This is a genomic window from Neobacillus niacini (genome assembly GCF_046591715.1).
In the GTDB taxonomy this organism is placed as follows: Bacteria; Bacillota; Bacilli; order Bacillales; family Cytobacillaceae; genus Neobacillus; species Neobacillus niacini_L.
Genome location: NZ_JAWVNQ010000022.1, coordinates 1 through 12,413 on the forward strand (window position 1 = coordinate 1; position 12,413 = coordinate 12,413).

The 12,413-nt window shown below is 39.6% G+C and carries 9 protein-coding genes; 1 reads left to right on the forward strand and 8 read right to left on the reverse strand.

Annotation, left to right across the window (positions count from 1 at the left end; all coding sequences use genetic code 11):
• Positions 1 to 106: 106 nt before the first annotated feature.
• On the reverse strand, positions 107 to 3,277 hold the full coding sequence (locus tag SFC47_RS24375; protein ID WP_411257157.1) for an ATP-binding cassette domain-containing protein: 3,171 nt from the start codon (positions 3,275 to 3,277) through the stop codon (positions 107 to 109).
• Between the two features lie 162 nt (positions 3,278 to 3,439).
• The gene (locus tag SFC47_RS24380) at positions 3,440 to 3,610 is read right to left on the reverse strand and encodes a hypothetical protein (protein ID WP_411257158.1); all 171 of its coding nucleotides are present in this window, start codon (positions 3,608 to 3,610) and stop codon (positions 3,440 to 3,442) included.
• 257 nt (positions 3,611 to 3,867) lie between these two features.
• On the opposite strand from SFC47_RS24380, the gene SFC47_RS24385 reads away from it, so the two are divergent.
• On the forward strand, positions 3,868 to 4,422 hold the full coding sequence (locus tag SFC47_RS24385; protein ID WP_411257159.1) for a MerR family transcriptional regulator: 555 nt from the start codon (positions 3,868 to 3,870) through the stop codon (positions 4,420 to 4,422).
• A 120-nt stretch (positions 4,423 to 4,542) separates the two neighbouring features.
• Here SFC47_RS24385 and SFC47_RS24390 read toward each other — a convergent pair whose 3' ends face one another.
• The 6 genes from SFC47_RS24390 to SFC47_RS24415 form a co-directional block, all read right to left on the reverse strand.
• Entirely contained in the window at positions 4,543 to 6,114 is a 1,572-nt protein-coding gene (locus SFC47_RS24390) for a SagB family peptide dehydrogenase (RefSeq protein ID WP_411257160.1), read from the reverse strand.
• 24 nt (positions 6,115 to 6,138) lie between these two features.
• Positions 6,139 to 8,085, reverse strand: a complete 1,947-nt coding sequence (locus SFC47_RS24395) for a TOMM precursor leader peptide-binding protein (protein ID WP_411257161.1) — start codon at positions 8,083 to 8,085, stop codon at positions 6,139 to 6,141.
• Entirely contained in the window at positions 8,082 to 10,001 is a 1,920-nt protein-coding gene (locus SFC47_RS24400) for a putative thiazole-containing bacteriocin maturation protein (protein ID WP_411257162.1), read from the reverse strand. Before SFC47_RS24400 ends, SFC47_RS24395 begins: the two co-directional genes overlap by 4 nt.
• Positions 10,002 to 10,176: 175 nt before the next feature.
• Entirely contained in the window at positions 10,177 to 10,488 is a 312-nt protein-coding gene (locus SFC47_RS24405; protein ID WP_411257163.1) for a heterocycloanthracin/sonorensin family bacteriocin, read from the reverse strand.
• Positions 10,489 to 10,813: 325 nt separating this feature from the next.
• Positions 10,814 to 11,770, reverse strand: coding sequence for an MBL fold metallo-hydrolase (locus tag SFC47_RS24410; protein ID WP_411257164.1), 957 nt, complete (start codon positions 11,768 to 11,770; stop codon positions 10,814 to 10,816).
• Positions 11,771 to 11,824: 54 nt separating this feature from the next.
• Complete coding sequence (locus tag SFC47_RS24415; RefSeq protein WP_411257165.1) at positions 11,825 to 12,259, reverse strand: hypothetical protein; 435 nt, start codon at positions 12,257 to 12,259, stop codon at positions 11,825 to 11,827.
• Between the last annotated feature and the right edge of the window lie 154 nt (positions 12,260 to 12,413).

Here is a 12,413-nt window from a genome sequence, read left to right on the forward strand (position 1 = left end):
TCCTCCGCTTATTTTCCAAGCACAGTGAAATCGACATTAAGTTTTAACAGAACCATTGGAAACAACTCATTTGCCTCAAAGTGCAAATGAGTTTTTCCATGATTCTTTAATTATTTTGCTCTAGCGCTTGGTAAACGGCCATCATATCTCGTTTATTCAGCTCGCGAATCCGGTTGAAAATAGGAATGTCACCCACTTCTTCAGTCAGTAAGTTTTCGGGAACAACATCCCTGACTGTTCCTGTGAGCCATGTTTGAACATCGATCCCTTCGACTATTTCTTTCCGGCCATCGTCATTGATCCCGCTCGCATGACAGCTTACACATGGAACAGATAATTTGTGGACTCCATCATGGAGATTATCCTCGGAGATGACCTTCTTCCCATTACAGAATGGACATTTATTGGCTGCTTTTATTTTATTAATTTGGGTAACAATTTTTTTGTAACCAAATGCCTCGTAGACATATGTGAGTTTCTTGTATTTTCCGTTGGTGAAATATTTATCTATAATGGTTTCTCTGGTTTCGGTAATATCGGCAAAATCACAAATGGTTACGAGATTTTTGCTGCTAATCACTTCGATATTGTTTCTAATTTTGTCCCAGAATGGCAAGGCATTTTGTAAAACCACCTCATAGCCTGTAAAACTTGCCAGTTCTAATTCAAACAGCTTCAGTGCAACTTGCGTTTCCCGAGGCAGTGATGAGACATCATCGGTGAGCACCATATCTCCACCAACAATATCTTTAAGCTTTTCTAGTTCTGGCAGCTTCCCTACTGTTTCGATTGCTTGACTAAGAGGCATATGAATAATCTCACGAATATCCTTCTCGCCAAATTTTAATTTCTTACGATGCTTAAGTACGGTTCCTTCACAGATTGGACAGGTAATCATCTCTTTCGATTCCTTCATCTTCTCTTTAATAATGGATTTCGAAATAAACATATACCGGCCAATGATGAGATTAAAGCCTTCCCAGGTTCTTTGCGTCTTGCCTGCTTTATCGTAAAAGGATTTATCCCAATACCCATATAAAAATGTGTGTTTTTCTGCTTCTGTCATCTCATTAAAGCTCTTACTAATATCCTGACCAAGCTCATTCTTGATCTCATCAAACAGGAACTGCAATTTTGGATATTGGTACCATTTTAATACTTCCATTACATCTGTATGTAATAATCCATCCCAGAAAGGTACGGTCTTATCCTGGATGACAACATCAATATCGAACTTTTCAATTTCCCGTCGGCCCGAACAGCATGGACAATGATTATCTTGATGATAAAAATCAAAGCTTCTTGTATCTTTATTAGCAGGATGAGAAGCAATGATGTGATTAATCAAACCGCCAATTTCGAAAAGAAAGCTATATTGGCTAAACAAGTGTCTTTCAAGGTCTATAGCGATAACAGGTGCTATGGTGTCTGTTTCGTACTCACCATAAATCAAACGGGCCATTGAGGATAAGCTTTTTAAAATACCGCCTTTATAAACATTTTCGGCATTTTTAAAATAACCAATATGGTTTTCAGCTAGGTAGTTAATGCCCTTTTGCAAATTGAGAGCTGATGAAATTTGCAATGGTGCAGCATGAATCTCACTAGACTTTTGACGATAATAATCATCATGACTTAACACATCAAGATGACGAACGGGTTCTACCTGTCTTTTTCCAAAATCAACTATATAGTCCGAGCTATCGAGCATATAGGCATTGTGTTCAATCATCATCATAGAGACAGATTCATCCTCTAGAATGACCCTGATACTGTCGATAAATTGGTTTAAAATGTTTTGGGAAAGCCCTTTTGACGGCTCATCGAAAATAAATAACGTATGAGGATTTCTACTGTTAGCAAATAGTTCCGACACTAAATGCACGCATTGAAATTCACCTGTTGATAAAGTTTGAGTCTTTCTTTCTAATGTCAAATAACCAAGACCAAGCTTAATTAATAGACTTAAGCGTTTATGAGCGATATCTTCGTTCGGCAGTTCATCTATAATATCTTCAATCGAGCGTTGAAAGATATCATCAATATCCTCACTATATTTTGTTAGTTTCCTTTTTATATCAAGAAAAGTCGCAACCGTTGACCGGCTGGTAATCGATTGATTACGATCCTGCCCTACAATCACTAATTTGTCTTTTGGATAGCGCTTAGTAAAATCCTTCGCGATACATTCATTCACAAGCGTCGATTTACCACTGCCGGACTCACCCGTAAATGTGACAAGTCTATTTTTCGGAATCTGAATTTCAGCCATTTGGATATTACGAAAGTAAAGATCTTTAAATTGGTAATATTCTGTTGGCACAGAATGATTTCGTTCCCATTGAATAGGTTGTGGCCGCGGAGATTCTTCTACAATTTTACCGCCGTATTTACCGCTGCCTGGACCAAAAAACAATTGCTGTTCACTCACATCAAGCACGGTGTCAGAATGGTCAATCAGCCAGATTTGATTTTTAAAGCCTAATTGTCTTATTTGCTCCAATATTTTCAGTAATGTTTCGTGATCAAGGCCCACAGAAATTTCATCAATAATAATGACGGTATTTTCGCTTGCAGCCATGAATTCTGCCAGATAAAGGCGTGTAATTTCCCCTCCAGACAGAGTACCCATAATCCGGTTTAACGATAAGTAGCCAATATTCATATTGGCAATATTTTTGAGAATATGTATTTTACCTTCACTTAGATGTAGATCTTCAGCTAATGATAGAATAGATTCAACACTTAAGTTGTTGATGTCGGAAATACTATGGTGCTTCCCGAATAATTCAAGCTTATATTGCTCAACTTCTTGGTTGTAACGCTGGCCCTTACACTTTGGACATTCAACATTCTTGGTCGTTCCGCGCCCCTTACAATCTGGACACCAGCCTAATGCATTATTAAAAGAAAAAACTTCTGGAGAAAGATGATATTTTTCCGCAATAGTTTCGCGTATTTCTTTAAAAACACCTGTATGTGTTCCAATCGTGGAACGTGGATTAGTTGATATTGATGATTTACCGAGGAAAAGGACTAACGGCATGTCCTCCATCTTGATTGCACTAAAGTTCGTCTCCATAATAGAAGAAAACAAGTATTGATATTCAGCCTTTGGCAATAAGGAAACAAGACGCTTCTTAGATTCCTCCCCGATGGTTTGGCAAAAAGTTGTTTTACCTGAGCCAGATAACCCTGCAATTCCCAATGACTGATCTATGGGTATGGAGGCATCTAATTTATTAATATTGTTGGCAATTAAGGAATGTATTTGCAAGTGTCAACCTCTCCATTCTCATGATTTCAATTATTAATAATAGCATACCTGGTAGTTAATACGTTAGTAATAGTAAAAACGTTTTCTTATCTCTATGAGAAAAGCCAAAAAGCACCTGAATAGATCAGATGCCTTTTGGCTTTTAATATAGTATTTTGCAATTTAAACGGCTTGTTTCATAGGGTTTGTATGATTCACAGCTATGTTTTGTAATTGAGAATCTAATAGAGCTAAATCTTCTTGATCTTTCTCTTTAAGGCGGTCAAAAATAACCACGGTAATATAATAGGAACCAATGAAATAACTGATACACATCAACCAAGTAAGAAACATTTTATTTCCCCCTTTGTTATTGTTATTAACTTAGGTTTATTGTAATTGAATTTCATCCCTTCCCGATGTGATATAAATCACGAAAAATTAAATAGAAAGAAAATTTTTTTATTTGTTTTATTAAGGAAATTTAACAGTCTAATTACAAATTCTTTACTATCTGCTGGTTCGACAATTTATTAAAAATATCTTGGTATAATGGCTATATCTTGCAAGGATACTTACATATAAATGTCTAATAGCGGAGGTGTATTGATTTGTCGAAAACTTTTTCACCAAGTCAAGTACAAGAATTGCTTGGCATCGATAGCCATACATTACGAAAGTATGCCACTCTATTAGAAGGACACGGATATCAGATTCACCGTAATCATAGAGGCCACAGAGGGTATTTTGAGAAGGATGTTTGCGCGCTACGTAAATTTATTGAATTCACGGGTCAAGAGGGTATGACGCTGGAGCTTTCCGCACAAGGTGTCATGAAATGGAATTCTGAAGAGAATGAAAGTAGTATCACGAAAGAAGAAGTAAATTTACAAACAAACCCACCCAATCAAGAAATAATACAGAATCATGATCTTGATGATTTGTTGGAAAGAATGGAACATTTGGAGCGCATCAATATGGATTTAATCAAACTTCTGAAGGAGAAAGCCGTACGAGAGGCCTATCTTGAAGATAAGATCAATCAAATAGTTAAGTATGTAGAACGGTCTGAGAAAGTGATTACAGAAAATAGCAAGATGATGCTGGAAGAAACACGGCAGCAAATCGCAGCATCCCAGCAAAAGAAATGGTGGAAATGGTGGTAATGAAAAAAATTGCCTGGGTTGGCTCCTGGGTATGGATTAAATAATTGATGCCCTAGGGATTCTCCCTAGGAGAGCAAACGAAAGGAGGGTAATTTTTTGATTACCCTCCTTTTACTGCTTTTAACACCGCAAACCTCCCAATAACCAAGGGCGATGCCGATAATGACCGATTGGAATTTGGATTAAGCTGGTTCCTTTTTGGTTCAACTTGTAAATTTCATCACACAGTTTCGAGTCATATCCGAGGAGTGGGTGTCCACCCATTCCGCTGGCTCCTGCCGCTAAAAGTAATCGTTGCACGAGCATTCCTGCCTCCATTTGTTGGATGCGGTATCCTCTATACCCAAGTTCGTTTTTATAGTAATTCTTTACTCCGTTAACATGGATACAAATTGGTACTTGTAGCAAATTTACATTATTCAATGACATCCCAGATTGCAGCAGGAGTCGATGATCTCCCAGCTGCACCAGTTGTAATGCATGAGCAGTGCTGTCATACTGGTATGCACCGTTCGCAATTCCTTCAACATTATACAAACAGAGATTAAGTGTGACACGTGGCTCGGGCTTTTGATGACTAGAATCCAAATCATTTCGATATAAAAAGGATTCCGCTGCCTCGTGTAACAAATTTGCCAACTCTAGTTGACTTACCTTCCCCAATGTGAAATCCATATCTGGAGAAAAGCGGCTTCGACAAACGGACCCCAAATCATACTGCATCCTTCCCAAATAAGGAAGAGCTGCTATTTGACCCTCACCATTTCCATTCTCTTCTGGCTGTATCATTGGAAACAAAGTTGTAGAATCCAGCATGGACGCTTCATTTAACTTGATTAACATCGGATATTCTTTAATCCTCTGTGATCGGACGAAGTGATTTGGTTGAATCTGTGTTAATTCTCGGCACAGCTCTTCTGCAGAAACGATCCTTTCGCTGTCACTCCCGTGTGCTGTCCATATGGTAGGTTCAACCGATAAAGGGATGACTGAATAGACGGTCTCCTCTTCTTCCGATAGCCCAAGTAAATGATTCATAGCGGAATCAAGAAATTGGAAGTATACCCCCGTTTCGAAGCCAAACACTTTTGATACCTCCAACAACTGTCCCATTAACACACCTGCATCCAATCCCTGCAGCCGGCATGCAAAATTATTGTATTTAAAAAAGTTTTTCCAAAACATGGTCGATACAAAAACCGTCCCAAAACATGAAGAAATGTCACAACGATTGCCAAGAGCCCTGGCAATATAGGAATCAAAATTACCTTCACGCAGCAATATTAAGCGATGATGTGCAGCATCATAATGGTACACTCCAACTGGTAAATCCTCGATTTTTAAATACACGTATAATTCGTTTGGATACAGTGCCCCACCTGAAGGAGCAAACCTTCTGTACGATTGCATCAGGTCTGAATGGCTGGAAGAATCCATGCTAAAAACAGATTGGCTAATTTGCGTAAGACCATAAACATACCAAAGAAAATGACCCATATTACATAGGTCAGGTCTGGCGGGCTGCTTTTGTTCTTTTAGTGTCAGTGGTACGTCTAAAGATAAAGGTACAGCATGCAAGTCACGGTATAGTTTATAGGGAAGTGGTTTATCCTCCCAATCCACTTCCCAATTGGGTATGCTTGCCTTCTCTATATCAAAATGCAAATTGTACAGAAACTCATCTAGATTCATACTCTTATCCCCCTAGTGATACGCTTATGGAAACGGATGAGGATGTGGATTAAGCTGCTGTGCTTTTAGCGGTTCTTTCACATATCCAAGTTCCATTGGAACCCTAAATACCCTCTCTAGCCCTGTAATGCGTGTAAGGTGATGTCCAAATGTCATCGGCAGCATCCCCGGAATTAGTACTTTTACACAATGCAGTCCGTTGCGTGACGTTTCCGGCGTCGTCTGGTCAACCACAATCACGTCGAGATTTAACCTGCGAAACTCTCGAAGGATATCCTCTAGGTCATCTGTAAGATCTAAATTTGTTGACTTCCACTTGAATTCCTCCTCAAAAGATCGCAATGGACGACGATCGTCAAGCAAGAAATAGAGGCGCTCCTCTGCTTCACGCAAACCATACAGCATTCCATGATCATCCATTTGCTGCACTAGGTCAGAATCATGCAGCATCCGCACATACTCCTCGCGGTTTTCCTCTAATTTCTCATCCAACGACAGCATCATACCAGCTAACTCGTGAACAGCTGTTTTCACTGCTCGAACAGGATCTATATGAGAACCTGCTGCACAGATAAGATTCATTCCTTTTTCCTTTCTGTTTTTCGCAATGGCCAAAATACTTGGAATTCTATGCTCCATGGTAGAGTTATATAAATATAGATCATATTTTGCAACTGCACGCATCCGTTCAATCATTAATTGAAGCTCTTGGTCTTCAATCGTGGCTGGGTCTAGACGCGGAAGGGACATTTCTGCGTACCAAGTCATCAAGAACGAATCGCGTTCCACTACTTCTAAAATGCCGTATAAAATGGCCTCTTCTAGACTTCCGCCTAAGGCACATCCATTAGAAGTTTCATAGACAAATCCTCGTGAACCGTCACCCAAACTGTAATAGGCGAGTAACTCTGGAACTAAGATAGGCCGCTCTTGTAAAAATGAATATCCCCACACCCAATCAATCGGGTTATCTGGATCAAATGGTGAAAATGGAAAACCGGGTCTCTCATATTGTTCTTTTGCGTGAACACCCACCTGAAGCGGATTGAGTGCTTGATGTTTCAAATGGTTATATCTGTCATGGACCACCGTTCGTTTTCCACGGGGCTCTAGTCCACAGTACCGCTCTAACCCCTCCAAAATAGCCGTTAATTCACTAACAGCAAATGAGTTCGTCCGGCCAGCTGTCCGCTCATCCCCCTCGAACAAAGGCAAATTAACACTTACATCAGCAAATGTGTGCACGAGGTTAACCATTTTATCATTCAAAAGCCCAGTTCGATCATCCAGATAGTCTTTAACGAGAACTTTATTTAGGTCATCTAAAGAAGTGGTACGATAACTGTCGCTCGTAACTTTCGGACTTTGCTTTAAGGTGATTGCAGCCCTTTCTTTTGAATCATCGGGTAATTGACTACAAACTTGACACAATGCGACGGGAAGAAACCTGTGATAAGAACTCTTCAAGGTTTTTAGATTGATAAAACATACTTTTCCTTCAGATTGGTCTAAATTGTTCTGTAAAATTCTTTGGAGCTCTGCTACGACTAGGTGCGTCAAGTGTAAAAGACTCGTTCGTGCTGCCCAAGCCTCCTGGTGCATCGCTCCTGTTAACTCTAACCTCTTTTGTATTTCCCACATCTCTTTCCGGTCGTGCCCGGACATATGACGCCTCATATCCGCACATTGCGAACACCCAGCTGTACCCGGGCGAACAAACGGTCCGATTACCCCCTCTCCGAAAGAAACAAATCCTCTCAGCCAGGGTGTATTGGTTCGCTGAAACATCTCTTCTGCTTTAAGATGAACAGATGGATTCCAGTTATCATGTAAAACCAATGCCAAATCAATTCCTACTGGTATGAAGGCACTCAAATCGGTTTGGCGAAATACCAGGTATTGAGACGAAAGTTCTTCACACACGTGGTCTGCCAGATGCCCTTCTCCTACTACCAATATGACAGCACTCACGTTAATCCCTCCTCTTGGACCAATACCCCAAATACCCCTGCCAATTCCTCTTTCAAAATTGGTTCTAATTCTAGTTCATATACAAACAACTGCTTACCGTTCACTTCCAAGATTTCTAAAGCTTTCTGAAGGTTTTCGGGTTGTATTCCCTCTCCGCAGGCAGGTATGTCAATGCTTAGCGGCTCTTTTTCATCCAGAATCATGGACGAAACCTCCAAGGATCGTGCCATATCAAAAGCTTCTTCATTTTGGGCATTGATAATCGCCTGCTGCAAGGCATTTCGTAATGCCATTGTTACATTCAAATCGACACTGCCAAACCATCCATCAGTGGTACCAATCCACACAACTGGGAATCCAGACACTTCCCCGCCAACGGCTATAATTGGATCTCCCCGCAATGTCCGCAGTGATTGTAAATAAAAGCGACAGCGCTCATCTTCTATCGTACTTAACTGAACCGGGATTACGGAATACTCACGTTCAAGGCCTTGTTTAATCAATTCCTCGTGCAAGTAATTTTGTAATCCTCGGCAAATCCCTTCTGTAAAGGTCTCACCTGCTCCAATCTTCACTTCTTGAGGCAGGTCAAGTGTACGGGCTAGTTGTGATCCATACGCTTCAATACCGGACAAACCAGCTTCCCTTCTTGCCTCCTTATGTGTCATACCTGCACAGACAATCTCACCCAAAAATTCAGCAGGTCCATCTGCCATTGGATTCACTGCCTGAACTGCACACTGTGCCAAAGGCAGCTGCTTTAATTCACGCTCTTCCCAAAGATGAAAAATTCCAGTTACTCTTGATGTCAACCCGCTGAAGGAAAGGAGTAACTTTCCAGGATCTGTACTTTCTCTTTCTTCTGTTAGTCGAATATTTATATCTTCAACCAATCTAACCGATGTTTGTCCTGTCACGAATGGATGAGGCAAGAACGAATGCCAGTTTCCTTCTAACGTTTCTAGATCAAGAAGAAAGAATTGATTCTTTTGTTCCTTTTCAGACACACCGGTAACGTTTTTAAAGAGTTCAAAAGTGATTACATTTGACAACATTGCTAAAGGAGTGGAAGAAATAGAAGTAGAGATTTGCTCTTTAATAAGAGCAGACTTGTGAATACGACGCAATAAAGACTCCCAGTCAGCCTCAGATTCTGGATGTACAATTGGTCCCGCTAAACCCGCCTGATCTAAACAAATAGCAGGCAGAAACACTTTCTTCTCTTCCCTGCAAGCTCTATGTAGAAGTCGCAGTTCCTCCACATCGCCTTTTTCAGACACATATAATATATAATCAAATGGTTTTACTATTTCTTCCCAAGAACTTTCCCCCTGCTTTTGTAGTGCGACCTCATCTATTTCCACTTCAGCGTCTGATTTACGGGCATGTGCCTCAAGTTCCACCAACCGTTGTCTATTGGTTTGAACACTGTCTGTAATCAGCATGTGGAACTTGGGCAATCCGGAATTCAATAACGCTGCAACCAATGAAACAAAAAAAGGACCAGAGCCTACTGTTAACACTTTCGCTTGACGATAGTTCTGAAAACGGAACGCACCCGAATCAAGCAAATTATTAACAAACTCAATTTGAGAAGCATACTTTTTTAGCACCTGTTCATTCAATTGATGATGACGATCTTGGCTTACATCTGTAACAAACCCATTTTGATAAAGTGCTTCTGCAATTTCAAACACTCTATCTCGATAAGCTGCCGGCAAACCGTTAGTCAAATACTCCAAGGTGTACTCACCATTAAACATGGGTATCAGCTTTTCAAGCCATTGATCAATCATACTTCCTTCCATACGAAACGAGCTTACATTGTTCCGAAAAAACACACCTCTGTTTGGTTCAGGGAGAAAAAACGTGTCCCTTTTCACTTTCAGACGCATAGAAGGGTTCATCTTCGTCATTGGTTTCCTCCTTAGCCTAAGCTGCTTCTTATATATCATCACTATCATCCTATGTATCTTAATTTGTCCCTTATGTTAATTGTTGTAGAGAAGAGCCCCTACAATTGCAGGGGCTCTTCTCCTATTTAAGATGCAGCTTGGGTTTTCGTTATTAAGCGAAAACGCTTCGACCTCCTTACCGGTGACCGCCGCCACAACGATGCCCGCCACCGCCGCAGCGATGTCCGCCTCCGCAATTATGTCCGCCGCAGCGATGCCCTCCGCAGCGATGACCTCCGCAATTAAAGCAGTTAAAACAGCTAAAGCAATTGAAACAGTTAAAACAGCTAAAGCAGCTAAAACAGCTGGAACAACGGCCAAAACCACCAACACCTAAGAAAATTCGATCCTGATCACTATAGTAATGGGTTTGGTCATATGGAACTGCCTGGGTCGCTTGGAAATCTCCAAGGTTTAGCCCCTGCAGCTGACTATGGAAATCATTCATTTTCAATACCTCCTATATATTTAACAAGGGCAGCAGCAACTTCAAATGAGAAAGTACATCCTAAAAAATAGATAAATACCCTGTTTTATAAAACCTTCCCCAACAAAATATGTACATTAGCTGGGTATTGCTACTTATACAAAAGCCTATATTTTGATTTGAAGATCCTTTTAGATTGAGGAAGTGCTTTGGACCTAAGGAGAATCATTGGATTAACAAATGAATTTTTCCCATAAAAAATCCATCTGTGGGCAAGTTTCACAGATGGATTTCAATGCAGTTGACATAAGATTGTTATTAACTGCTATTCATTTCGAATTATTTATCATTCATTGACAATGGAACGAAATAACCATTTCCCATCCCTCAGCTCACCATGTACATCCCCATTCTTTTCAAGGTAAATGAGTCGAGTAATAGTGGCCAAAAATGGAGCAAAAAATTTGGTATCAGACAGTGGACCGTATATTTCCTGACACACCTGCCACGAAGTTTTCTCTTCGCTGCCCACAAATTTTACGATCTGCTGCAAGCGATGTTTGTGACCTGTAATCATTTCGTCTATCCGCTCATTTAAATTGTATATAAGTTCCCCATGACCTGGGAGCGCTAGTTTTGTAGGATGATCTTTTAATTTTTCCAATGAGTCAAAATTTTCTTGTATTGGATTACGATCACTTTCTGACCAAACACCAATGATGGGAGCAAGACCGGCTAATACATGATCTCCTGTTATCATTACCTGTTGGTTTTGATTATAAAAACAGAAATGATCCGAAGAATGCCCCGGTGTCAAAATGGTTTCATACCATTCGTTCCCAAGCTTGATAGTTTCGTGGTTCTCAAAAAGTCCATCTGGTTCAAATTCATAGGCATCTTCTTCTAAATCCACCTTATTCAGGGAAATTTCAGGGCCGCCATGTGTCTTAAATAAGTTCTGGATCCAATCTCCATTATCATGATTTCGTTTCCTCTGAATTTCCTTATACCCTAAACTTGAAAGATAGACAGGAACATGATAGTTTTCTTGAAACCATTTAGCGAGTCCAATATGATCAGGATGCGCATGGGTTAACACCAATTTCTCAACTTTGATTCCTGAAGATATTGTTTTCTCCCAAATTTCAATCGATTCTTTTGCCTTACTTCCCGTATCCACAATAGTAAAACCGTTGTCTCCTTGAAACAAGAAGCTGTTCATTTCATACATTCCAAATGGATAGCGGACGACCAGCTGGTAAATGTCCTCAGAAATTTTCGTTAGCGTTGGGAACTGATTCACGATAAAACCCCCTCTATTTTTGTATTTTCCAATAAATCATAACTCTATTAAATATTAATTGTTGGTTAACTGACCATTTACTAATTCTTTATCTAGTTCTCTCACTTGGTCATATGACTGAAGGAGGACATCGGGAACCAATGTTCTCCCAAATATCCAAGCATTCTTTTCAATTAGAGTTTTTAATTGTGCAATTTCATAATCTTCCCCATACTTAAGAGTCTTTAAATCATGTTTATTTTTCTTAAAATCCAAGTAATAGCCAAGTACATGATAGAGAATGATTTTCACAAGATTTTCTTCTGTCTCTTTCAATCTAATTTTGCTAATATAACCGTTAACTTGAAGGTAATTAAATTTGATCGTATTGGTAGATACGTTATAACTCATCGGCACTGGTAATTTATTATTAATTTCATAATTAATGTTTAACTGGTGCTTAGTTAATGTCTCTTCAATGATGTTCTCAATATTCCAGATTTTGAGCATTATATGTACACTTCCCTTTATGAACTTCTTTTCGTATTTTGAATTTTCTCTATACTTAACAATCTTACACATAAATAATAAATCTTTAAAGCAGTTTAATCTATTTTAATAGAGATAGTTCATTGGAATTATCAATAAAATCATGATAAAGTAA